Genomic DNA, 22,683 nt, shown 5'->3' on the forward strand with positions numbered 1-22,683 from the left:
AAATCATCCCCTGAAATCTGCTTGGTAGGATTCGAATTCGACGATTGAAGCGAACTCCTTGTTCGCGATAGACAGCTTTGCAATATCTGCGATTTCCTCATGCTCTACATAGTTGTAGTCAGGGAAGGCGATGGCCACCTTGTGAGGAAACTCCATAGCAATCTCCATCGAAAAGCCAATCATGCGTTTCACTGCTTCGATGCTGAAAGAGTCTTGGCAGCAAATAAGCAACGATTTTTTTTCGTACTCCTGGATGAAAAATGAGACCAGTCCACTGTTAAGGTATTCTGGAGGCAGTATTGTCCCGTTCGTGACCCTTTGTATTGGGCTAACGTTTTTTCCTGTAGAGGGATACAGGAAGCGAACGTTCTCCGCACCAAAGCGATTTCTGGCATACGTAATTGTATTGAAAAGAAAACTAGCGCGGTGGTTATCAACGACGTAGATAGTGCCGTAGTTGGCGCCATCCAGATTCCGCGAACCCGCGACCTGGCTGACCACATCGGCCTCAGCGTCCGATTCGGCGCTGAACCAGAAGAGGATGCCTGCGAGCGACTGACCGCTTGCACTTGGATAGCCGGAGTTGATGGATTTTTTTAACGGCGACCGATTGAAACATTCAACGGTGGTTGCGAGGTCAACGAAATGCTCTTTGAATTTTGGCCCAGGTGAGGTCGGATAAGAATTGGCTGTGAACTTCGAAGAAATGACGAGGTGCTTGAGGACGCCATCCTCCAACGGGGAGAGGCAGCTGAAGACAAAATCGGCTCCATGAGTCTGCCTGGGGTTCCCGGTCGTGCTATGGGGGCCAGGTTTGACACAATCGAACTCGTGCCCCTTGAGTGCTGCCTTCCAACCTATGAGGTTGAGCAGAGCTTCAACGATGTGTTCACCGCGTTCGCCTAGTTTTTTTGACCATTCGCCCATCACACGTCCTTTGGATAATGATTGTCTTGCAACCCTCTGCCGGCAGAACGCTACGGAGGTTGCGGCATCATGTCTAGTGGCAATTTGGCACCAAGTCGGCGTGGAATCGTCCCGATTCGATCTTAATGTCCTACGAATTCAATTTTTCCACCCGTTATTGCTGGGCGAGTCAACTGCTGTTCGGTCATATAAAGCTTGAGAGCACTTTTCGATACCTGGGTATTGAGGTCGATGACGCCTTGGAAATGGCGGAGCAAAGGCAATCACAGCCTCAGAGCTGCTTCGTCAAAGCGCACCTAGATCAAGCCACACGCTGCCATCCCGGTTGTCCGTCATGACGAACTCCGGGCTCTTGTGGATCAGGTGGCCGAAGCCGTCAGGATGATGGAACACATAAGGCTCCGTCTCGCTGGTCGAACAAGCTCCGAATCCGAAGCGGTATTCGTGTTGGTAGGAATAGACAGGCGATTTGCAGCTCCCTCCCCAGCGAGTCACATCAGGGGTGTACTCAACCTCCTGAGCCCAGGTTGGTTTACTCGATACGTCCTGCAAAAGAGCCAGAAATGGTCGAACATCCTTGTTGAGGATGAATGCGTAGTGCTGCCCGAAGTTTTCCTTCATCCACCGAAGATCTCGTACCAGCGAGTCGAGTGCCTGCTTATCTCCTGGCATACGCAAGCTGAACCAGCAGTGCAGCCACGACTCGTGAGCTTCACCGTTATGGATGGTTAAAGCCACAACATCCTGCGCAGGTATTTTCAGGCCATTGATAGCTACTTCGAACTCATCACCACGGGCCTGACGCCATGACTCCACACAGCTTTCAGCTCGATCCGAAACACCCTCCAGCTTGCTGAGTCGGTAGGTCTCCGGTGTCTGACAGTGCATGCAGCCTTCGATCAGCTTGTCTAAGAAATCTTCGTTGCGGAAAAACTTGATCAAGCCGAGGAAATCATCAGCTTCGGGTTGGCGTCCTTGCATACGAGTCTCCAGAGGGGCAATGGTAAGTCTCAGCCAAAATACGGAAGACAGAAGCGCCTAGCTGGCACTCTCTCAACCGTGCAAGATGAAAACTCATTATGTACTTAATGCCTGTTGTGAATCGATAGGGCCCGCCATGGCTAAAGGCCTGCACTAGGGAGTAGCCGTTTAATTACGATTGGCTCCACACATCACAAGATGGCCTGCTCCTGGCCGGTTGTAGCCTGTCGCGAGCGGCTACTCTGTGGCGAATCGATGATTTGCCATGGAGGTGCGAGCGAGGATTCTAGATCGACAGTCACCTGCACAAACTGCGGCGCGCCGGGCACTCCCGTAGCCCCTAAAAATCGAGTTAAAGAGGCTGGCAGCCCAGGGGCTGCCAGCATGGACACATCGATCAGTTCGCAACAAGCTGCCGTGCCAGGGCAACCTCCACCGAGTCGCCGTCCTGATTCAGGACATCAAGCCCTGATTCGGGCACGTCTCCCGACGTGCTCTGTGACACCATAATCTTTCTGGCCATCAGCGCCAGGCAGGTCATCTGCGAGGTGGCCGCGTAACCCAGGTAGATCACCTTGACTGCTAGCTTCTGGCCGATACGCCAGGAGCGGCGCGCGGCTTGCTGAAGCGAATAGACGTTGTAGCCGGACTGCATGAACACAATCGTCGGGAACTCCAGCAAATCCAATCCGGTTTTCACCAGTTCGGGATTGGTGATGAGCACGTCGATGCCTCGGTCCAACTGCTCGGCGATCCAGTCCTCGCGGCGTGAGGCATCCACGCTTGCGCGCAGTACCGCTACCTTGAAGCCTTCCTGCTCGAGCAACAGCTTGAGCCGTGATGTCGTATCGCGTGTGCCGGTGTAGACCGAATAGACCAGGGTCTTGCGCCCTTTCGCCTTCTCCTGCTTGCAGATGTCGATCAGCTCGCGTTCCTTGGGCATCACCTCCAGCTCGTTGAACTGGGCGGGCACGAAGGCCAAGGTGTTGCGTGTGCGCGGATGAACCACGGTTTCCGAGCGGAAGCAGCAGTCCGGCCAGGCCAGCAGTACATTGAGCACCACGCCCAACAGCGTCGTATCGCGTTTCGCCAGGGCCTGTTTTAGTTCCTGGCTCAGCCGTGAAGACAGGCTGCGGTACGCATTGGCCTGCTCGTCATCCATGGCGACTTCGCGAAACTCCTCGTCGTAGGGCGGCAGCACGTTGCCGCCGATGTCCTTCAACTTGAGGAAGACCGTGAACGGCAGGACGCAGCGCAACACACCCTTGGGACCGAAACCCGGCGCCTTGACCGTGCGCACCGAGACCTTGCTGCCCTTGGCCGTCTTGTGCGCCGTGCCCATGCTCTCGGAATAGATGTCCTTGAGCACGCCGTGATCGCGCATGAACGCCATTGCCGCCGACGTCATGCTGCCGCTCTTGGTCGGCCGGTAGCCGTCTTCGATCATCCGCCCAGGCAAGGCGCGGAACAGCAGGTAAAAAATGTCGTCGCCGTAGCCGCCCATCAGCGTGCCGGTGAGCAGCAGCGTCTTGCGTGCCTTGGCTGCCAACACCCCCATGGCCTGGCCCTGTGCGGAGCCGCCGTTCTTGTACTCATGCGCCTCGTCGGCGATGAGCAGATCGAACGTGCCCTGGGGAAGCTGCCGCTTGATGAACTCCGATGGCTGGTAACCACCTTCGCCAAAGCCAAATTCCATCGACGACATCGCACGCTCCATGCGCTGGGCTTGCCGGTCCGAGAAGACCAGCTCGCCGTTGCCATCCATCAGGTTGATAAACTCGTGGATGTTGTCCCCGAGCATCGAGGCCAGGAAGGCATCGCCGAACGTCTGCATCAGTTTTTGTGCGGTGACCTCGCCAATGGTGGGAATACGCTTCAGCGCTTTGAGCACGGCAGAGGACTGGTCGCTGGCGGACAGCCTTCTGGGACGAATCAGCGTCCACAACGGGGCGGCGCACTGGCTGCACTTGCGGCGGTATTCCTCGGCTTCGAGTTCGATCGGATTGATCGGCTCGCCGTCGAGGTCGGTGATGACCTGGCCGCAGTCAGGGCAGACGCCTACGTCGCCGTGGTGGGTGCGATGCGGGGTGAAGACCGGCTTCCAGTGAAAGCCCATCCTCATCCGCACGCGGCCCAGGACGAAGAACTCCTGACCTTGGGGCGAGACGCCCAACTGCTCGCGCAGCTTCAGCAGTTTGACCAGCGTGTCCGGGCCGTTGAGCACCCAGACCTTGGCACCGGCCACCGTCTCCTGAATCTCTCGCCGCCACTTGTACACCAGATGTGGCGGGGAGAGCACCAGGGTGCGGCGGTAGCCTTCGGCGTTGAGCACGGCGGCTGTGGCAATACCCACCGTCGTCTTGCCGCAGCCCATCTCGCCGTTGACGATGGCCGTGCGTTCGCCGCGGTCGATCAACAGCTCGGCGACGGCGTGGACCACATCAGCTTGCGCCGTGAACAGCTGCCGCTTGAGGCCGGCGACGACGATTTGCCGATGTGGCCGCGCCTGGCCGGCGTAGACCGGCGGGTTGGCGCGGTTGAGCGAGTCGAGCAGCTCGTCGCCGAACTCGGACACGAAGTCCTGCAGGCTGAGCGTAAGAGGGGCGTCCGCCGCATCGAGCAGGTTGCCCTGCACGGCGGTATCGGGAAGGGTTTCAAGATCGAGGGACATGGTGATACTCCAAAGAAAATGGGGCATGCACCCGCGCCAGGGGCGGTGACATGCCCAGAGGGAGGAGAAAAACGCTGATGGCCGAGTCAGTGCTCGGACGCCAGCACGATATGGGTTGCACTGCGGTCTGCCTCGGTGACGATGCAGAGGCTCAGCTCACGGTGAACCATGTAGGCCGATTCGAGCCGATCAGCCGATTGCAGGGCGGCGTTGTTCGCTTGCCACTGCGCATCGCTGACGTCACCCCAATCGCCACGGGTGTGGCGCTGGAAGTACGGCAGGGGATCGAGGCGGCCTTCCCGCATGAGGCGGTCGATGCCGGGACTAAAGATCAATGTGCCTATCGTGAACAGCAAGGGAGGCGGTTGGTGTGCCATGGGCATGTGCTCCTTGGGGGGAATGCTCAGGACACGACCCCGTCGGGAGCCATGTCCCGATGGGGTGGATGAAGACCATTGCCTGCCGTCAGATCAGATCGCTGCTCTGGGCAGTTGAACGATGGCTGTGCCAGCGGCCAGGCCGCTTGCGCAGACGCGAAACGAAGGCGTTGCGCCTTCTGTGGAATGGAACACTGGGACGCCGAAGCGCCGAATGGGATCAGTGGATGGTGATGATGCGGCCCAGCGTGGCCGAGTCGGGGGACAGATCCCAGGCACGAATCACCGGCACGAACTTGTCGGTGAGGATGCGCGTCTCGGCGATGGAGCCATCGTCGCGCTCGCGGTACTCCGTGCTGGTGGTTTTCTGCTTGTGAGTGTCGCCTTTGACGGCCAGGAGGCGGCCACTCTTGGAGTGCACGACTCCCGAGATCGCGCCGGCCGCAAGGGCCAACGCCAGGTGCCAGTGAGACAAGGCACGCGCCGGGGCACGCAAGGACTGCTGCGCGGCCCCGAGATGCGTCTCGAACGACGGCCACAGGCCCTGTAGGCGCTGCACTTCCTCGGCGAACTGCGCCGGCTCCATGCTGATGCGATAGAAGTGCTCGGGCTCGGCTGAAGCCGCGGGGACGACGTAGGGGAGCAATGGCCACTCGGCTGGAAGCTCTTGCGCGTCGACTTCACCTTGCCCGATCTGCAGCAGCCGGGTGCGGATGGATTTCACCTCGTCGCCCACCAGCTCGCGCTGGCGGATACGGCGACCGAACACGACAACCTGCTTGAACTGCGTGTCCACCGCTCGGTGGATGCACAGGTCGGCGAAGTGCCGTGTGAGCCAGCCAACCAGCTCCGGGTCGAGCACGTAGGACGGCACGATGAAGACTAGAACACCCCCGTACTGCAGCAGCGGCAGCGTCTTCTGATAGAACAGCTTCTCCAGCCTGGCGCGGCCTTTGCCGTCGTAGCCGATAGTGCCGTTGGCGTCCTTCGACAAGTCGCCATAAGGCGGGTTGAGCCACAGCAGGCCGAAGCTCTGCCGAGCGATCAACGCATCCATCAAATCGCCTTGGATGCAGTGATCGACCAGCCGGCGGGCATGGTTTGCCCGTTCCGGGTCGTACTCCACCGCATAGGCGGTGGTCTGATCACGCCCAAGGGCATGCGCGGCTTCTGCAATGGCGACGCCTTCGCCAGCGCAAGGATCGAGAACGCACATCGACCCATCGCTGGGCATCAGTGCGCTGAGCGCTCGTTCGAGGGTGGCTTCGTCGGTCGGGTAGTAGCCGTTCTTGGCAAAATTCCGTGCGAGCCTGGGGAACATGAGGGCCATGGGAGTCTCCTGATTGGCGGGGATGAAGGGGGCGAATACGCGGGGCGCGTGCACTCGCGCAGGTGGATCAAGCCACGGCTTGCAGCGGCAGGTCGGTGATTGCCGGCTGCTGTGGCGGGTAGGCGGTGAGTACGCCGCGGCGGATCAACTCACCCAGCGCTTCGGTCAGCGCTGGAACGTCCAACTGCAGGCGTAATCCGCGCAGTGGCCCGAGAGCCACCGGCAGGTCCTGAAGCATGTTGTGCTCGCGCAGCAGCGTCAGCACAGGGGCTTGCCAGTGTTCCAGCAACGGCAGCGGACAGGTGTCCCTGACCAGTTGCCACAGGCGTGACGTCGGATCGCTTAACGAACGCGGCAGCAGCGCCAGTGCGCTGGCCGTGCTCTTGTCGGGCCGTAAGCAGCGCCGGTCGAATAGCCAGAGATTGACCATTGAGCCGAACAGCGTGCGGCGATAGGCGCGGGTCAGGCGTTTTTCCAAACGCTCGACCGTACCGATGAAGACGGGGACGCTGCCCCCTTGCTCGGTGATGAGGTGGAATGAGTCCAGCCCATCCTCGTCGCGGCTCAAGGTCAGCCGGGCCAGGAACTGCTGGATAGCGGTATCCCGCGCCCAGACCGAGATGAAGATCAGGTTTCCCTGTTCGTCACGGATGCAGACGTCGGCCATCAGGTCGGCGCACTCGTCGATGCGATACAGCGTGGCAGGCGATGAAAGTAAAGGCATGGTGATGTCCTCGATGAAGTGAGGGGGCAACACCGGCCGCAGGGGCAGGCGTTGCCCCGTGGGGTGGATGATGAAACTGGTTCTGAGTCCAGGTTGTTGAGGGGTGACGCAAAGCCCTGAAGCTAGGTGGCGAAGGTCACGCGGCCTGCTGGTCAGGCTGCCGGTTCCATTGCTGCGACTTGAAGTCGAGCGCGTAGCCCAGTACACCCAGGCGCGCGATTTGTACACGCAGCGTGCGACGGTCGATGGTCGAGTCCAGTTTCACCGACTCGCCCAGCGGCCACAGCAGTCCGAACAAGGCGGCATCGTCGCTGTCGGGACTGCTGGAGGCAGCGGCCGCAGCGGCGGGTACATCCACGCCGAAGGGCCTGGTATCGATCAGTGGGTCCGTCGATGCCCGTACGGGAACGGACTCTGGTTCTGGCGGTGCCGCCGTTGTCAGCGGCTGCGCGGCCAGTTCCTCGTCGAGTGGATCGACTTCCTGTGTGGCGAAGGCACGGGCCTCGGCCTTGCTCAGTTTGTCGATGCCCGAGAGCGTCATTCCGTCCAGACTGGCGCGGATCTCGAAGCGCATGCCATCACAGGTGGGATAGGCTTTCGCATCGATGTAGCGGATGACGAACTCCCCGTCGTACTTGCCTTCGGGGTACTGCTCCAACTCCGCGTCCTTGACTGCAAACTTGCCAATGGCTGTGACCAGGCGGCCGACGTTGAACGGCCCGTTGCGACCGTGGATGGTGCGCAGCGTGAGCTGGCCGGGCACGACGATGGATGATGGAGGTAGCTGCTGGGCGGCTGAAGCGGCCATGGCGGATCTCCTTGCGATGAGGGTGAGGATGCTGGGCATCCATTGGATGAGAAAAGAGCGGACCACGCCCAGGGGCGTAGTCCGCGTGGCCTCAGGCCTTCAGCTGTTGCATGCCTTCGGCGAGCATCCACAGAGCGCGGTTGAGCCGCAGGTTCTGATCGATGCCCTGAACCGGCCGGGTACTCTGGCGACGGCCACGGGCGTTGCGTCCATTCAAACCGCCTTTGACGAGGTTCTCCTGAATGCGATTGAAGGTGGACCACAGGTCGCTGCCGCGGTCATCGAAGCGTCGGGGCATCAGCACCTGTGCCTCGGTGATCGGCACTACCTTGTTGGGCGTGTCGTACTTGAGCGCCAGTGCAGAGCGGGCCAAGACCTCCTGCTCGCCCTGATCCAGGGTGATGAGGCGCATCGCGTCGCGAGACTCCTGCACCTGCTCGAAGCCATGGAGGACCTCGTAGGCACCTTCGATCACCTGCTCGGCGACATTGCCTTTGTGATGCACGCGGACATCGGCGAGGGTGTTACCGCAGACCAAGCCGTTGTGGCAGACGAACCTGAACATGCCGGCGAGCATCTGGTAACTGCTGGTGCCGTCGTGCGAGTTGAGGAGGATGATTTCATTCGCTTCGTTGCCGTTGATCTGGCTGGCGTGGCGAAGGCGGATCATGTGCTTGGTGAATTCGCGGCGGTCCTCGTGACGCACGCGGGTCTGGCACACCATAAAAGGCTGGAAACCTTCTCCGCGCAGCTCGGCAAGTACCGAAGCGGTCGGGATGTAGCTGTAGCGCTCGGACCGGCTCTCATGCGGGGTATCGGCAAAGATCGACGGTGCCACCGCGCGAATCTGCTCATCGGACAGCGGATGATCCGCGCGCAGGATCGGCGAGCGGGGAGCGAAATGAGAGGCGAGTTGCATGGTCGTTCTCCTTGAGAATGGCGGCAATCGCATGCTCGACCTGGAGGCCGAAAGCAGTGATTGCATGGGATGAAGAAAGCCCCGAAGGGTAGGGCGATGAAGGGAGGTGGTGCGTATGCCGCCGACACCGAGGTGCCGGGGCATGGGGGAGAGGAAGGGGCAGGGCCTGAGGCCCTGCGGGTCAGAACGAAGCCTCCCGCGCGGGCTCCTCGACAGGGGCATGAGTGGGGGCGGTGGATTGTGGGTCACCGTTGTCGTCCTCGGCGTGAACCGCCTCATCGGACGCAGGAGCGTCTTCGTCAGCGGGCGCTGCGGATTCCGGCGGATAGACCTGTACCCCATCGACTTTGATCAGGCCGATGCCCATCAGCTTCGACTTCAGGCTGCCGCCCACTTCTCCGGCGTGCTCGCCTTTGCTACGGACGTAGGCCTCGGCCTTCATGTCGTTGAGCGTGAAGGCCAGCAGCACCTTCTTCTTCGCTTCAACGGCCTGAATGCAGCGCTGCACCAGGTGCTGGGCGCTGTCGTCGGCTACGGTGGTCTCGATATAGCGATACTCGGGCTCGTCGACCGGGCCGGCCAGGGCTGCGATGGCGCACGACAGGAATGGATCACCGCCGTTCGGGATCATCCTGGGATTGTTCAAGTAGCCGATACCGCGGGTCAGCAGCTCGTGATACTCGATTTCGTCGAGGGCACTGCGATCCAGCAACTCGGCCTTGAGTAGCCGGGCCTTCATGCTGGCCGCCGGATCGCCCGAGGGACGACGGAATGGATCGACCCACAGGTCGCCGAGACGGAAGCGAACCAGCGGACGTTGCTGGGGATCATCGATGCCGATGTAGGGCAGAACCAGTTGCTTGGCTTCGGCGCCGGAAACCCGCACGTCGAAGTAGCGCCGGGTCGGGTTTTGTGCCGGCCCGACGAGCGCCGCTACGGTACAGGCGAGAAATGGAGTGGCTTTGCGGCCACCCTTTACCGGTACTTCTCGGACACGCTGGATGTAGCCGATGCCCGAGGTATGGATGTCGAAGTACGACTTCGGGTTGGAAGTAGTGCTGCTCATGGTGAATCTCCTGACTTGGGAACAAGAACACGGAGACACACCGACCCAGAGCGGGGAGGTGCGTAACCCCGCGGTGGGTTGAGGAACATCGGCATCCGCCACCGGCAAGCCGGTAGTCGTTCGCGCGAGGGATGCGGTGCGAACGGGCTCGGTCACACGGAAGGATCCGCGGGCAGCCTGAAGACCGAAGCTGCCTGGCATGTCGCTGACGACGTCAGCGGAACATGGGCTGAGCCTGGCGCTGTACAGGTGGCGGGGCCACGGGGAATCGGCAACTGGCTGCGACCTGATTCATCAGTGGCCGCAATAAGAGGAAGGGGGCTCGTTGGTGTTTGTTGATTGTGTTGTCGGCCAGTCGGCAGTCGTGACCCGCCGCGGTCGGCCCAAAGAAGATGCTAACGTTTGAGTTCACCCGTTGACGGCCGTCGGGTGCTGTGAAGGGTTCGCGTGTAACGCTCTAGGCAGAATTCCTGCAGTCTCAACCTTCAACCCCAGTGCTCGTGGCCGGATTGGCCTGAGCCCTTCTGGCCATACGGGACGCATGACGCGGGAGCCATGTGACTATTAGGAATAAATGACGGGGGCGAGGGCTTTAACGGAGCGCGCCAACAGCAGCGCCTGGTATCGGAGGGGTGCAGCTACCACCACGGGAACGTTCAATTACCGGCGCGGAAGGGAGCGCATGTGCTGGCACACGGTTTCCCACTGCCCAAACCGGAAACGGTCATACTGGCGAACCAGGACAACTTTTCCATCTTTCATGGCGTTTTCTCCATCTGATCTCAGCGGGCCGCTGACAGCCTTTACACGACATATGCAAAGCAAGCTTATGCGTGGGGCAGGAGGGAGAGTACTGGGTGGTAGCTGCAGGCCTAATGCCATCATCGCTACAAGTGTTGTGAAAAGCGACTGTGATGGGATCTGTGGCCTGTCTGAGGCTCAGTCATGCCGAGCTGACCTGTATTTCGTTAAGAGCTCGGGGTGAATGGCGGCACTTTGCAATCGGCTAATTTAAACATAGGCTGGAGCGCATACGCCCTTGCGAAGGACAGCCCATGATCAACAGAATCCTGTTGCGCAATGTCTCCAGCTATTCCCCCACCTCCGTCGTAACCATAGCGCCCCTGAAACGCGTAAGCGTCTTCTACGGCCAAAACGGCACAGGCAAAACAACCATCGGTAACTACCTGCAGGCACCCACCGATGCTCGGTTCACCGAGTGCCAGCTTGAGCCAGTCAAAGCTGACCGGGAAATTCTGGTTTATAACCATATCTTCATGGAGAAGAACTTCCATGAAACAGCCTCTCAACCCGGGGTATTCACCCTCAACGAGGGCAATATCGAAGCGGACAAGGCGATTGCGGCGGCCGAGGCGGCCATCAACTCGCTCACTGCTATCCTCGATACGCATATGGCGGCAGGCACCCAAGCAAAAGCTGCGCAGGAGGCGGCCAGAGAGGCGCTCAAGGACAATGTCTGGAAGCACAAGGGCCCTTTTGATGGCAGTGCTCTTGCATACTGTTTCAACCGGTTGAACACCAAAGACCGGTTGCTTGATGCAATTTCTCAGGTTGCATTGGCTGGCACGAATGACACGGCTGAAGGGCTCCTTGCCGAAGCCGCTCAGTTGCAAAGTGCGAGCGATGTCGAGCTTCCGGGGATTCCCCATCTGAGGTTTCAGGGCGCTGGAATGGAAGCCGATCCAATCTTGGCGGAAGTCATCGCCGGCGCAGGCGATTCGTACTTGTCAGCACTGATCCAAGAGCTGGGCAACTCGGATTGGGTCAAGCATGCGCTGAAGTTCGAATCGCACTCGAAAGACCAGTGTCCCTTGTGTCAGCAACCATTGCCGGGAAATTTCTACACCGAGCTACATAAGGTTTTTGATCAGACTTACGAGAGGCGATTGACAGCACTGACCTCGCTCCAGCAGCAATACGTAAGCGCTGTCGAACAGTTTCTTCGCCAAAGCGAGGCCCCGATTTACAACGTAGAGTCGATTCAGATCCATGTGGCGAACCTGCGCTCTGTGTTTCAGAGGAACATCCAGGCCATAGCGGCCAAGGTGGCTAGCCCCTCAACGGTTGTTACCCTTGAGGCTACTGACGCGATGATGACATCCCTAAACGATGCGATTAGCGTCGAGCAGCAAAAAATCGATGGGATCAACGCCAAGATCAAACACAAGCAGTCCCATCTGGACAGCATCAAAGATCGGTTCTGGGGCTGGCTTAGAAATGCGTGCGAGCCCCACCTCGCAGCATTTAACTCGGAAGATCAGTTGCTGGCGCAAAAGCGACAGACAGCCAAAGATGGAGTTTTGCAGGTGCGCGCCGAAATAGTTGCCCAACGTGACATCATCACGACGTCTCGCGCTGCGACCACGAACGTTGATCAGTCCGTGGAGAATATCAACCAGTGGCTTCGAATCTTGGGTTTGAAGGGTTTCGAGCTGATCAAGGAGGAGGGGCCTGTTCCCCAGTACCGCCTGCAGCGTCCGGCACAAAATGATGGCGTATTCAAGACACTGAGTGAAGGCGAGAAAACACTAATCTCGTTTCTTTACTTCCTGGAGGTCTGCAACGGGGAGCTAAACGCGGAGGGTGGAAACCTCAAGAGTGAACGCATCATCGTGATTGACGACCCAATTTCGAGCCTGTCCCACAACTACGTCTACGACATTGCTTCGCTGATCCGCCGCTTGGTTCTCCATCCCAAGACACGCTTCAAGCAGGTCGTCATCCTGACTCACAACCTGTTTTTCTTCCATGAGATGCACAAGCTGCTGAAGGAAGACAAGGAAGACTCGCTCGCGCTGTTTCGCATTACCAAAGCCGATTACAGCACCGTGGTACCCATGGGAGAGAGCGAAATCCAAAATGACTACCAAGCGCTCTGGCAGACGCTCAAGGATGCGCTCAACGGCTCAGCTTCCCCGAATGTCATTCCCAATGTCATGCGAAATATCCTGGAGCATTACTTCACGTTCGTGCATCAGAAGGACAGCTTGCGCAAAGCCTTGCTGGAGCTGAGTGACGAGAATCCACAGTTCCGGGCACTCTACAGGTACGTGAACCGAGAATCTCATGCTGACTCTGTCAATCTGACTGACTTTGGTGAGATTGACCCGAAAGTCTTCGTCGAACGGTTCAAGGAGGTTTTCACCAAAACCAATTTTGAAGCTCACTTCGACAAGATGATGGCCTGACTGCGTTTGGGCGTGCTCCGGGTTGGCCGGAATGGGAACGGATAAAGTGAGTCAAAGCCCCCTCCCTTCCCTTCGACACTCAGTCAGAGGGCGTCACCTGTCGTTGATGCGGACTTCTCCTGGGGGCGGCGTCAGCCGGCGAGAGAGGCCGGTGCGGTCGGGAGACGGTGCGGGCGTGAATGAGGGGCGATGCAAACAGAAGAAGCCCCCTCGAACGGGGGCTGTCATCGGGAGGCATTGGCCGCCTGACGTCGGCAGTACCGGCTTCTGCGGCTCAGTGACGGATAGTTTTGGGGGCAGACAGGCACTGCACCTGGATGTACCGCCAGCTGCCATCGTCGATCAATTGCTCCAGCGTTTCTCCGAGCGAGTCGAAGAACACCTGATCAACGCGTTCGATGAGTTCGCCATCACATTTCAGCTCGATCACATAGAGGTCATCGGCGCGGTCGTACAGCAGGGTGACCTGTCCTTGGAACTTCTCGGTGGCCACGGTGAAGCTGATCGCCGGCGGCGTCTTGATGATTTCGTCGGGTAGTGGATCGACAACGGAAAACTCCCGTGCGCCGGCATCCACCAGCAAGTGGGTGATGTGGCGAAAACCATCGGGAGCCGGCAGCTGTTCGAGCTGGTTGATGAGTTCCTGCAGCTCCGGGCAACGTGGTTGCGTGAGTGGTAGCTTGGCGGGTGCGGAACCGAGAATGTGCGTTTGCATTGTGAAGGGTGTGCCGTCTGCGGCGTACTCGGTACGTTCTTCCGGTGTGTCGGCCCGCAAACCGTCGAAACGGCGTCGTGCATACGGCTGGACCTGCACCTTGGCACCCTCAACAGGCACTTCGGTCAGCAGTGCGCGATCGAGCACGGCGAATTCGGCCCGACCGATTTTGACGACGATGGCATCGCCGGTGTCGACGATCACCTTGCCCTCGAACGGTTTCGGGTCGATGTGGAAGCCCCACGTCGAGACCTTGGGTTTCCCGTCGAAGATATTGAACTTGAAGGTCCGGACATTGCGCGGAACGTGACCGGCGACCAGAACGGGCATTTGTGCGCGGATGGCTTGGGTATCCATTGGAGACTCCTTGATAGAAAAGGGACTCCCGCCCGCAAGGGAGGGTGTCCCTTGAGGGGTGGATGGCGCGACTGGCGCCGGATAACAGTTGCAACCAGTGCGGTAAACCGCACCGCAGCCTTGAGGGTCTTGGCTGCCTGGGATGTTGCCGGCGACACCAGCGAACATGCGGGTCACGATGGGGCGCAGGTGAGCGGTTTGCGCGAGGCAAACCGAAGTCACTGGGCACCGTATTAACGGTCCTCCACGCAGGAAAAGGCCCCTCGGCGAGGGGGCATGGGAAAGACTACGTAGCACTTCGAGCTTCAGGCGCTACACCTGATACAGCCTGAGGCCGCCGAGCGTGGCGGCATCGGCATCCAGAATCAGGATGCGGACGTCGGCAGCGGCTGCCTGATGCAGAACTTCCACCAATGACGGCGGGATGCCCTGATCCAGATGCTCCTGCCGCAATTGTTCAGCCGTGATGCCTTCGACGTGCGACAGGTTGGCGCTCGTCCAGGGCGTGGCGATCAGCTTCACCCCGACAGCCGGTGAGCAGGGGATGTGAAAGGCGGTGAACAGCAGGCCGCTGGGCGTTTGGGTATCCGCCATATCTTCCAGGTAGCGCATCGCACCCTCGGTGGCATGCGCACTGCTGATCTCCCAGCAGCGACTGTAATGCCCAGTCTCGAAGCTCAGGCGCTGAACCACTTCGCGCGCGGCTTCAAGGGCCTGGGCATCGCCGATATGCCGGGATGCGCCATTGTCGTCGCCGTAAATGCTGTAGAGCACCGCCAGGATCATGCCGGTTCCGCTGCAGAGCGCATCGAGCTCTGGTGCAATCTCCTGACTTTCAGTGACGTACACGAAATCGTCGCTGAAGATGCAGCGACGGTGGATCAACTGTTCGTCCAGCATATGGCTTTGTGAACCATGCAACGGCAGATAGGTCATCGGGCAGCGGTTGTCGTAGCCGATGACGGCGACTCGCTGAATATCAAAGCCTTGGTAGCCACGGGTAAACGGATTGATCGGGCTGTTCATGGTGTCGCTCCTGTCGAAAAAGACAGAGGGACATGGCCCCCAAGGGACGCATGTCCCTCATGGACTGGAAAATCTGAAGGCTGAGAGCAGCAGGCTCACCAGCCGTCGTAGTGGAGTACCAGCTCGGCGATGACCTTGCGGCGCTCCAGATCGAGACCGCCGAGATCGGCAAGCCCCTCGAACTGGCAGCGTTTGAGCATCACGCCGCCTTCACTGGCGTTGTAAAAGCTGACCATCGCGGCAAGGAATAGCCGTTGGCCACTGCTCAGCACGCCCAGGGCCTCGTTGAGTCGCTGCACATTCGGTCGCAGCTCCCACTTGCTCTTGGCTTGCTGCAATCCCGAGCGAGTGCCATCGCCGAACCACTCGGCACCGGCAATTTGGACGCTGCGTTTCCATGCCTGCAGAAATGCCGCAGGGGCATTGTCGAAGTGCAGCATTTCCCGCGCGATCTGATCAAGGACGTCAGGGGGTAAGGACTGATTCATGATGTTCTCCCGATGGGTAGGGTTCAGGGATGGAGGCGCTGCTGCCAGTGCCCTGTACTCAGGGCCTGCTCTGCAGCTTCGTATGAACGGAAGTACTCGACAGACTCGCGCGAGACCGGCCCGTTGTCGTCGGCAGTGCCGATGAAGTGGCCGGCGGCGCTTTGGCGCACCTGCAAGGGCAGGCGTTTACCCACGTAGGTCAGGACCAGATAGCCGATGGATTCGGCTCGGGCCTGGGTGGCAACGGATGAAGCGGGAGCATGGGACATGGAAAAGCCTCCTGGCTGTGATGGAACGAGGCACCGACGCCTGACCGGCGTTCGTCCGTCATGCGGTGCGGAGCGGACTGGTCGGGTCGGCGCGGAAGGAAGATTCCGCGTTGCAGCCGAGGACCCGTGCTGCGGGCATGGTGTCGACCGAGGTCGACGACACATGGGGGCAGCTTCGAGCGGCTAGGGGAGGGATTCAGCGGGAAATGGGAAACCGGTGGCCTCCAGATTTTGCGGATGGCCGGAGCACTCGCGTTTGTGCTGCAGGGAAAAGCGCGCGTTGTCAGCTGGGCTGAGGGTGCATTTTGGCTAATTCAGTTGATGGCTCGCGACGATTCGCCGTCGTACTGGGTGGGCAGACAGGAGAAAGGAGCCGAAGGCCTGGACCTTCGGCTGTCGAGGAAGACACCACCTGTGAGCTGATGCAGGGAGTGGCCGTCGTCAAAGCCATCCGCTACGCAGCGATTGCACTCGACCCGTGTCGTGGCTGGGGTCGACATCCTTTGGCACGCATCTGCGCACAAAAGGAACCCGTTGTTTCGCCGGTGGGAGCCGGCACTGAATACGCATCGACCCGAAGGGTCTCCTGGAGCCTCGTCCTGCTATCAGGGCAAGGCACCAGGGGATCCTTCATCGCGACACTCAGCAGATCAAGCTGTCCGGGCATGGCGGACGGTGGATGAGTCAGCCTTCCCGTCGATCCAGCGACACACTGGAGACGGGCACGCGTTGCAGAAGGAGGGGGCGTGCTGGGTTCCCCGCGGGCGCGAGGTGTGCGCATCGACCGTGGTCGATACGATGGGGAGTGCGATCTATTTTGGCATCTGCCGCGGCTTGTGTGAAGTGCTGCGCTTGGTGCTGGCCTGCCGGCCATTCTGGACAGGCAGGGTGCCTTTGCAATCGGGATAGCGGCAGCAGGACCAGAACGGGCCAGTCTTGCCGGTGCGTTGACGCGTGGCGCTGCTGCACAGCGGGCAGGCGGGGCCCTTGGGGAGCTTGATGGCCAGGGTGGCCACGCGGTACTGCTGCACCAGTTGGGTGATCCATATGGATTGCTTGGCGAGGAAGGTCTCCAGCGTCATCTCGCGGGCTTCGATCATGTCCAGGGCCTGCTCCCAGATGGCGGTCGTACCGGGATCGGTGATGGCTGCGGGCACGGCATCGATCAGCGTGCCCGCCGCGTCGGAGGCGCGCACGGCGCGACCTTTCTTGAGCAGGTAACCACGCTCGAGCAGGCCTTTGATAATGCTGGTGCGTGTCGCCTCGGTGCCGATGCCGATGGTCTCTTTCAGCTTCTGCTTCAGACGCGGGTCGGTGACCAGCTTGGCGACGCCTTTCATGGCCTTGATCAGATCGCCTTGGGTGTAAGGTTTTGGCGGCTGAGTCTTGAGGGCTTTCCGATCGACGTGGTCGACCTGGCAGGACACTCCTTCGCGCAGAGCCGGTAACACCTGGCTGCGCGGTGCTGCTTCGCCGTCCGCGTTGTCCGCTTCCGGGACGGCCAGCAGCTGGTGCCAGCCGGGGATGATCACCTGCTTGCCAACGGCTTGCAGGGTCTGGCCGCCGCACAGCAACTGCGCCGTCGTGCGGTCGAACTCGTGATGCGGTAGAAACTGTGCGAGATAGTGCGCGCGGATCAGCCTGTAGACCGCCAGCTCCTTGTCGCTCATGGCCGCCAGGTTGGCCGACTCCAGCGTCGGAATGATGCCGTGGTGGGCCGATACCTTGCTGTCGTTCCAGGCGCGTGAGCGCTGAGTCCGATCAAGCTGCTCAAGCAGCGGACGCAGGCCGGGGTCGGTGGCGAGCACGGCAGCGAGTACGGCCGGCACCTCGGCGAGCATGCTTTCGGGCAGGTAACCGGAATTCGAGCGCGGATAGGTCGTTGCCTTGTGCGTCTCGTACAGGGACTGGGCAATGTCCAGCGTCTCCTGCACATCCAGAGCGAGTTGCCGCGAGCACACCTCTTGCAGCGTACCCAGGTCGAAGGGCAGCGGGGGTGGCTCACGCACGCGCTCCGTTGCGACGGCGACCACCTGGGCGCTGCCGGCTGCGCGCAGGCGATCGGCGGCGTGTTGGGCCACCGCCTGCTGCAGGCAGCGACCCGCATCATCGCTGCAGCCATCAGGGGCGATCCAACTGGCGAGGAAGCTGTGCCCGCCTGCCAATAGGCCGACCTCGATGCTCCAGAACGGCACCGAGACGAAGCCCGCGATCTCGCGGTCGCGCGTGACCACCAGGGCGAGCGTCGGTGTCTGCACCCGGCCGACCGAGAGCACACCGTCGTAGCCGGCCTGACGCCCCAGCAGGGTGAACAGGCGGCTCAGGTTCATGCCGACCAGCCAGTCCGCTCGGGAGCGCGCGAGCGCCGCTGCGTACAGCGGCAGCGTCTCGCTCGACGGTTTCAGCGCGTCCAGCGCCTTGCGAATGCTCGCGTCGTTGAGCGCCGACAGCCACAACCGTTGAATCGGCCCGCCATAGCCGCACAGCTCGATGATCTCGCGGGCAATCATCTCGCCTTCGCGGTCGGCGTCGGTGGCGATCACCAGCTCGCTGGCTTGGCCAACCAGCTGTTTGACGATCTTCAACTGCGCAGCGGTTGCCGCTTTCGGCTCGACCCGCCAGCGCTCGGGAATGATCGGCAGCTGCTCAAGCGACCAGCGTTTGTACTGCTCGTCGTAGGCTTCCGGTGGCGCCGCTTCGATCAGGTGACCAATGCACCAGGTCACCACGGTGCCCGCTCCGTTGTAGCAGCCGCTGCCGCGTTGGCCAGCCCCCAGCACACGGGCGATGTCCTTGCCCTGGGATGGCTTCTCGCAGAGGAACAGGCGCATACGGCCTCCAGGGCGTGATGGTTATCGACTGGCTCTCAGCATGGCCATCCGCGGCCTCGGCGGCAGCAAACAACATGACAGCAGCAGCGTCCCAGTTGTGCGGGGGAGGCGTCCTTTCAGGGAGGTGAACAGGGCCGGCGTTGTGCAATCACCCGCAGCTTCGTTCACGGCGGCGCCGGAACTCAGTGGAACTCCATGGAACTATCCCCAGGGGATAGTTCCATGGAGGTCTTTTGCGGTTTTACTCGGCTGGCTGGGCGGGCTCGTTGGCCTGTTTCGGGCTCAGGGTTACTGCATCGATCCGGTACGGCAGGATGCCGACACGCCGCGCCTCGATCTTGAAGGTCACACGCTCGTTCTCGTCCGCGTCCTCCCACTCATCGCGCACCGTGCGGCCTTCCACCAGAACGCGCATGCCTTTCTGGTACAGCGTCTTCCAATGCTCGGCGTCGCGGTGCCACAACTCCACGGGCGCCCAGTAGCCGCCGCGATCGTCATAGCCCTCCTTGGTCGGAACCGGATTGTCGAAATACACGTTCAGGCGCAACAGCCGCCTGGGCTCGTCGTTGCCGCTCGGAAACTCCCTGAACTCCGGCGCAGAACCGATGTTGCCTTCGCCAACAAAGTGCGTGCTCATAGTGACTCCTTGGAACAGGTGGTGCGGATGGACGCAGCGCTTCCGGGGACGCGTTGCAGGTAAAGCGATTCGGCCTGGGCCACCTTGCTGGCGCACTCGTGAGCCTGCCGGCCCAGCGTGTGCAAGAGGCTGATCTGCATGTTCAGCACGATGCGCTGGAGCTCCATGGCGTAGAGGTCATCGAGCAGGGTGTCGGGCGTGGTGGCGCTGCCGATCAGCGCCTGCCACAGCGCCACGCCCATGGCCGAGCGATCCGGCTTGCGCCAGCGCAGAAAGGTCGTGCCGGCACCCGTGGTCTGCTGGGCCAGCTCCACCGGCAGCAGGCGGAAGGGATAGGCATTCGCCTGCGCCAGGACGCGCCGCTGCGCCAGCTCGATCAGCTCATCGCGAAGCCTGTGGCACTGGCTGGCCCACTGGGTAAGTGCCCCCTTACCTTTAAAAGGCTGTAAAAGGCCTTTTAGAGAGGCCGCCTGTTCCAGCTTGAGGAAGTCAGCCTGTTCCAGGGGGTAAAAGCGGCGGGCTGCTGCACAACTCGGAGTCGAGGTCATGCGGATGCCTCCTCGTTATCGCCGGACGCGGTCAGGGTGATATCGGCGCTTTCAGGCAGGGCATCGTCGTCACTGGCATCCGCGGCATCCTGCTGAGCCGAGGCGGCCAGCGCCGAGCGCCGGATGATCGGTGGGGCATAGCGCGAGCGCAGCGCGCCTTCGAGCACCTCCTGCGGCAGCTGCCCGAGCTTCTCCAGGGCGGCCCGGGCGGCGGCATTCTTGGCCGCGAAGTCATCCCGGGTGCAGCCCGAGTAGCGGTACTGTTGCGCCAGCGAGAACAGGCTGCGCAGGGCGTGCGCCCCTTCGTTGAGCCAGCGCTCAAGCGTGCTGCGATCGATCAGCGCGGTGTGGTGGGCCAGGATCAGCTTGCGCGCCAGGTCGTCGTAGTCGGCCAGCAAGTACACCGCGAGGAAGCCGAGCTGCGCGTTGACGAACAGCGGCAGCTTCACCGGCTGCACGTTCATGTTCTCGCCCAATGACAGCCCCGGCGGCACGTCGGCCAGGGCCTGGTCGACCTGTTCACGCAAGGCCTGCAGGCTGTCCTTGGTCTGCGTCAGCTTTTCCTCGAGCCTCAGCATCCACCAGTCCGAGTAGGGATCGTCCTGCTCGGCGCCACGCTTGATCTTGTTGGCGATGGCGATGAAACCGTTCAAGCCGACGATGCCGGGCTTGCCCTCGCTGGCCGCTCGGCCGTGCCAGATGCGCGAGGCGTGATGGGTGTGCAGCGTCAGCGACATGGCACTGCGCAGCGATCCGAGATTCAGTTGCAAGGAGGTGTCGGTGGCCATGGGGACGACTCGCGTGAGGGGAACGAGTCGCCAGCTTGGCCAGCGCGCGGAAGGCGGTCAGTCAACAAAGCGCAGCCACCGCCAGCCGGCTTTGCTGGCGAAAAGTCGGGCGAGGGTTTGCTCCCGGAAGGCTGCCTGTTGCAACTATCCCCGGGGGATAGCTCCAGGGAGATCCACTCAGCAGGCGGACGTTGCTGGTGCAGAGCAGGGCGTGGCTCGTTTCCGGAAGGCTGTGTGTTGCAACTATCCCCAGGGGATAGTTCTAGAGAGTTCCAGGGAGGGTTACTCGACCGTCATTTCTTGTTTAGCAGGGCGTGCAGCTGGGCGAGGTGGGCCTGTACCACTTCGGCGTTTGCCGTTCGGGGTGCGGGCGGCGGATCGGCGGCGGCCTTGCTCTTGTCCTGTCCGGCCCAGGCGTTGAACTCACCGCGAATGGCCGCCTGGATGATGCCGAACAGGTAGCCGGCCGGTTTACGCACCTCGCTGCTGCTACAGCGCGCGGCCCATTCATCGAGCACGGCTTGTTGCTGTTCAACCTGCACTTGCTGCAGGGCCACCAGCGCGCCGGCCTGCTGTTCATCGCGCAATGCTAGAAAGCGTTCAGGCAGGCGCAGATGCGGGTGTTCTCGCGCACGCGGTACCGTACGTACTGCTTTATCTATACGAGTACTAGTACGGTCCCGCTTCGGATTCCGAAGAGGGGCGGTTTTGCTGGGTTTCGTGCCTGCTTCGGCATCCGAAGACGGCGGCTCGCCATTCCGAAGAAGGGCGTTTTCACCGTCTTCGGATTCGTGGATGGGCCGCGCCTGTGGATAACTTTCCTGAGGGCTGACGCCGCCCTGGGTCATGCGCTGTACCAGCATTTGCAGCCGCGTCGGCAACACGCGGCCGCTGAGCAACGGGTCTTCGCTGATGTCCTGTATGGTGCGGTAGCCCACCCGTTGCACCGCCTTGCTGGCATGCTCAAGCGCATGGCTAACCAACCCCAGGTACTCGGGGTCGAGTTGCATGGCTTCGAAGGGGGTGAGGGGCTCATCGTGCAGGACGTACAGATTGCCCTTGATGCGCCCGGTCTTGGGATCGCGCCGGCGGCGCACGAGGCTCAGCCAGCGTGTCAGGCGCAGGAGCGTCAGCGCCCGCGCGACGCTTTCGTACGACGCCTGCTGCGCGCAGGGCGTCGAGGCCAGGTAGGGACGCAGTTGATCGTAGGTGGGGAACGCCGTCACGCCATCGGCGTTGAGCATGAGCCGGATGATTTGCCAGGCATTGCGCTCCAGCGGCGTCAGCCGCGTGTCGAAAAATAGCGCCCGAGGCACGCTTTCATGGCGATTGCCGCTGTAGAGAAATCCATCGCTGGCGGGCGTGTGCTCCCGGTTGGGAGGCAGGTGCCGCAGGGCGTCGTCGAGCAGTGTTGAAAGCGCGGCGGGGCCTGCCTGCGCGACCATGGCCCTACACCAGGCCTTGGTCGATCCAGCTTGCGATGGCCGCCCAGATCACGGACATGGGCAAGGCGAGGGCTTCGGCCAGATCCATCGTCAGTTCCAGCATCGTGCTGTCGTCATCCAGCGCGATGCCGCGCTCGGTGATGCCGGCTTTCCACTGCTTCCACAGGGCCATCTCCTGTTCCTCACTCAGCACCGGATGTCGCCCTCGGCGCTTGGGCAGGCAAATGATGTCGCGGCGCAGTGCGACCTCCTGATGGGTCAACCCATAGAACTTGCTGACCATCTCGGTACTGGCCCCCAGGCGCAGCATGCGATCGATCGTGGCGATCTCCTGCTCGATGTCGTTCATCTGGCTGACTAGGCGCCAGAGGACGGCCGTATTGACCGTCACAGAGCACCAGGGCACCTGGGCATTGGCCAGCAGGCTCACCAGCGCCGGTTGCTTCAGTACATCCAGTTCCCGCTCGCTGAAACCCATCGACTGGCAGCGGCGAAGTTGGCCGTTGCGCAGATCGTGCAGCGCCTGTGCAACCACAGCTTGATTAAGCGGATGAGGTGCCGACATGG

Annotated in this window: 20 protein-coding genes; 1 reads left to right on the forward strand and 19 read right to left on the reverse strand. The window is 61.1% G+C overall.

Going from position 1 to position 22,683, the window contains the following annotated elements; all coding sequences use genetic code 11:
• Window positions 1–3: 3 nt before the first annotated feature.
• From gapS4a to K787_RS0111845, 9 genes are all read right to left on the reverse strand, one after another.
• Window positions 4–927, reverse strand: a complete 924-nt coding sequence (gapS4a, locus tag K787_RS0111805; protein ID WP_022963013.1) for a GapS4a family protein — start codon at window positions 925–927, stop codon at window positions 4–6.
• A gap of 285 nt (window positions 928–1,212) precedes the next feature.
• Window positions 1,213–1,908, reverse strand: coding sequence for a hypothetical protein (locus tag K787_RS0111810; RefSeq protein ID WP_022963014.1), 696 nt, complete (start codon window positions 1,906–1,908; stop codon window positions 1,213–1,215).
• Between the two features lie 397 nt (window positions 1,909–2,305).
• Window positions 2,306–4,579, reverse strand: a complete 2,274-nt coding sequence (locus tag K787_RS0111815) for a helicase-related protein (RefSeq protein ID WP_022963015.1) — start codon at window positions 4,577–4,579, stop codon at window positions 2,306–2,308.
• A gap of 86 nt (window positions 4,580–4,665) precedes the next feature.
• Window positions 4,666–4,956 (reverse strand): hypothetical protein, encoded by a 291-nt coding sequence (locus K787_RS0111820; RefSeq protein ID WP_022963016.1) that lies wholly within the window; start codon window positions 4,954–4,956, stop codon window positions 4,666–4,668.
• A gap of 220 nt (window positions 4,957–5,176) precedes the next feature.
• Entirely contained in the window at window positions 5,177–6,286 is a 1,110-nt protein-coding gene (locus K787_RS0111825; protein ID WP_022963017.1) for a DUF6094 domain-containing protein, read from the reverse strand.
• A 67-nt stretch (window positions 6,287–6,353) separates the two neighbouring features.
• Window positions 6,354–7,010 carry a hypothetical protein gene (locus K787_RS0111830; RefSeq protein ID WP_022963018.1) on the reverse strand — a complete coding sequence of 219 codons (657 nt, stop codon included), beginning with the start codon at window positions 7,008–7,010 and terminating at the stop codon, window positions 6,354–6,356.
• 136 nt (window positions 7,011–7,146) lie between these two features.
• Complete coding sequence (locus tag K787_RS0111835; protein WP_022963019.1) at window positions 7,147–7,818, reverse strand: DUF3275 family protein; 672 nt, start codon at window positions 7,816–7,818, stop codon at window positions 7,147–7,149.
• 91 nt (window positions 7,819–7,909) lie between these two features.
• A complete protein-coding gene (locus tag K787_RS0111840) occupies window positions 7,910–8,737 on the reverse strand; it encodes a DUF932 domain-containing protein (protein WP_022963020.1) in 828 nt (275 codons plus the stop codon).
• Window positions 8,738–8,918: 181 nt separating this feature from the next.
• Window positions 8,919–9,803, reverse strand: coding sequence for a DUF3577 domain-containing protein (locus K787_RS0111845; RefSeq protein WP_022963021.1), 885 nt, complete (start codon window positions 9,801–9,803; stop codon window positions 8,919–8,921).
• A 1,055-nt stretch (window positions 9,804–10,858) separates the two neighbouring features.
• Here K787_RS0111845 and K787_RS0111855 point away from each other — a divergent pair.
• Complete coding sequence (locus K787_RS0111855) at window positions 10,859–13,012, forward strand: AAA family ATPase (protein ID WP_022963022.1); 2,154 nt, start codon at window positions 10,859–10,861, stop codon at window positions 13,010–13,012.
• Between the two features lie 274 nt (window positions 13,013–13,286).
• Here the strand turns inward: K787_RS0111855 and K787_RS0111860 are convergent, their stop codons facing one another.
• The 10 genes from K787_RS0111860 to K787_RS0111910 all read right to left on the reverse strand — a co-directional run bounded on the left by K787_RS0111860 (window position 13,287) and on the right by K787_RS0111910 (window position 22,681).
• A complete protein-coding gene (locus K787_RS0111860; protein WP_022963023.1) occupies window positions 13,287–14,084 on the reverse strand; it encodes a hypothetical protein in 798 nt (265 codons plus the stop codon).
• A gap of 312 nt (window positions 14,085–14,396) precedes the next feature.
• Window positions 14,397–15,110, reverse strand: a complete 714-nt coding sequence (locus K787_RS0111865) for a DUF5983 family protein (RefSeq protein WP_022963024.1) — start codon at window positions 15,108–15,110, stop codon at window positions 14,397–14,399.
• Window positions 15,111–15,205: 95 nt separating this feature from the next.
• Window positions 15,206–15,598, reverse strand: a complete 393-nt coding sequence (locus K787_RS0111870; RefSeq protein ID WP_022963025.1) for a hypothetical protein — start codon at window positions 15,596–15,598, stop codon at window positions 15,206–15,208.
• Window positions 15,599–15,621: 23 nt separating this feature from the next.
• A complete protein-coding gene (locus K787_RS0111875) occupies window positions 15,622–15,867 on the reverse strand; it encodes a hypothetical protein (RefSeq protein ID WP_022963026.1) in 246 nt (81 codons plus the stop codon).
• Between the two features lie 812 nt (window positions 15,868–16,679).
• The gene (locus tag K787_RS0111885) at window positions 16,680–18,698 is read right to left on the reverse strand and encodes a DNA topoisomerase III (RefSeq protein WP_022963028.1); all 2,019 of its coding nucleotides are present in this window, start codon (window positions 18,696–18,698) and stop codon (window positions 16,680–16,682) included.
• A gap of 241 nt (window positions 18,699–18,939) precedes the next feature.
• On the reverse strand, window positions 18,940–19,335 hold the full coding sequence (locus K787_RS0111890; RefSeq protein WP_022963029.1) for a single-stranded DNA-binding protein: 396 nt from the start codon (window positions 19,333–19,335) through the stop codon (window positions 18,940–18,942).
• Window positions 19,332–19,883 carry a DUF3158 family protein gene (locus K787_RS0111895; protein ID WP_022963030.1) on the reverse strand — a complete coding sequence of 184 codons (552 nt, stop codon included), beginning with the start codon at window positions 19,881–19,883 and terminating at the stop codon, window positions 19,332–19,334. The genes K787_RS0111890 and K787_RS0111895 overlap by 4 nt, the downstream gene beginning before the upstream one ends.
• Window positions 19,880–20,671, reverse strand: a complete 792-nt coding sequence (locus tag K787_RS0111900; RefSeq protein ID WP_022963031.1) for a PFL_4669 family integrating conjugative element protein — start codon at window positions 20,669–20,671, stop codon at window positions 19,880–19,882. The genes K787_RS0111895 and K787_RS0111900 overlap by 4 nt, the downstream gene beginning before the upstream one ends.
• Before the next feature lie 293 nt (window positions 20,672–20,964).
• Window positions 20,965–22,116: an STY4528 family pathogenicity island replication protein gene (locus K787_RS0111905; protein WP_022963032.1), complete on the reverse strand. Its 1,152-nt coding sequence runs from the start codon at window positions 22,114–22,116 to the stop codon at window positions 20,965–20,967.
• 4 nt (window positions 22,117–22,120) lie between these two features.
• The gene (locus tag K787_RS0111910) at window positions 22,121–22,681 is read right to left on the reverse strand and encodes a DUF2857 domain-containing protein (protein WP_022963033.1); all 561 of its coding nucleotides are present in this window, start codon (window positions 22,679–22,681) and stop codon (window positions 22,121–22,123) included.
• Window positions 22,682–22,683 lie beyond the last annotated feature (2 nt).

Origin of the sequence: Halopseudomonas pelagia CL-AP6 (assembly GCF_000410875.1) — a bacterium.
Lineage (GTDB): Bacteria > Pseudomonadota > Gammaproteobacteria > Pseudomonadales > Pseudomonadaceae > Halopseudomonas > Halopseudomonas pelagia.

What these genes read in the sequence shown, in the direction of transcription:
- K787_RS0111855 (WP_022963022.1), top strand. Translation starts at nt 10,859, where the DNA reads ATGATCAACAGAATCCTGTTGCGCAATGTCTCCAGCTATTCCCCCACC.
- K787_RS0111895 (WP_022963030.1), bottom strand. Translation starts at nt 19,883, where the DNA reads ATGACCTCGACTCCGAGTTGTGCAGCAGCCCGCCGCTTTTACCCCCTG.
- K787_RS0111890 (WP_022963029.1), bottom strand. Translation starts at nt 19,335, where the DNA reads ATGAGCACGCACTTTGTTGGCGAAGGCAACATCGGTTCTGCGCCGGAG.
- K787_RS0111845 (WP_022963021.1), bottom strand. Translation starts at nt 9,803, where the DNA reads ATGAGCAGCACTACTTCCAACCCGAAGTCGTACTTCGACATCCATACC.
- K787_RS0111870 (WP_022963025.1), bottom strand. Translation starts at nt 15,598, where the DNA reads ATGAATCAGTCCTTACCCCCTGACGTCCTTGATCAGATCGCGCGGGAA.
- gapS4a (WP_022963013.1), bottom strand. Translation starts at nt 927, where the DNA reads ATGGGCGAATGGTCAAAAAAACTAGGCGAACGCGGTGAACACATCGTT.
- K787_RS0111825 (WP_022963017.1), bottom strand. Translation starts at nt 6,286, where the DNA reads ATGGCCCTCATGTTCCCCAGGCTCGCACGGAATTTTGCCAAGAACGGC.
- K787_RS0111840 (WP_022963020.1), bottom strand. Translation starts at nt 8,737, where the DNA reads ATGCAACTCGCCTCTCATTTCGCTCCCCGCTCGCCGATCCTGCGCGCG.
- K787_RS0111820 (WP_022963016.1), bottom strand. Translation starts at nt 4,956, where the DNA reads ATGGCACACCAACCGCCTCCCTTGCTGTTCACGATAGGCACATTGATC.
- K787_RS0111835 (WP_022963019.1), bottom strand. Translation starts at nt 7,818, where the DNA reads ATGGCCGCTTCAGCCGCCCAGCAGCTACCTCCATCATCCATCGTCGTG.
- K787_RS0111875 (WP_022963026.1), bottom strand. Translation starts at nt 15,867, where the DNA reads ATGTCCCATGCTCCCGCTTCATCCGTTGCCACCCAGGCCCGAGCCGAA.
- K787_RS0111865 (WP_022963024.1), bottom strand. Translation starts at nt 15,110, where the DNA reads ATGAACAGCCCGATCAATCCGTTTACCCGTGGCTACCAAGGCTTTGAT.
- K787_RS0111860 (WP_022963023.1), bottom strand. Translation starts at nt 14,084, where the DNA reads ATGGATACCCAAGCCATCCGCGCACAAATGCCCGTTCTGGTCGCCGGT.
- K787_RS0111900 (WP_022963031.1), bottom strand. Translation starts at nt 20,671, where the DNA reads ATGGCCACCGACACCTCCTTGCAACTGAATCTCGGATCGCTGCGCAGT.
- K787_RS0111885 (WP_022963028.1), bottom strand. Translation starts at nt 18,698, where the DNA reads ATGCGCCTGTTCCTCTGCGAGAAGCCATCCCAGGGCAAGGACATCGCC.
- K787_RS0111905 (WP_022963032.1), bottom strand. Translation starts at nt 22,116, where the DNA reads ATGGTCGCGCAGGCAGGCCCCGCCGCGCTTTCAACACTGCTCGACGAC.
- K787_RS0111810 (WP_022963014.1), bottom strand. Translation starts at nt 1,908, where the DNA reads ATGCAAGGACGCCAACCCGAAGCTGATGATTTCCTCGGCTTGATCAAG.
- K787_RS0111910 (WP_022963033.1), bottom strand. Translation starts at nt 22,681, where the DNA reads ATGTCGGCACCTCATCCGCTTAATCAAGCTGTGGTTGCACAGGCGCTG.
- K787_RS0111830 (WP_022963018.1), bottom strand. Translation starts at nt 7,010, where the DNA reads ATGCCTTTACTTTCATCGCCTGCCACGCTGTATCGCATCGACGAGTGC.
- K787_RS0111815 (WP_022963015.1), bottom strand. Translation starts at nt 4,579, where the DNA reads ATGTCCCTCGATCTTGAAACCCTTCCCGATACCGCCGTGCAGGGCAAC.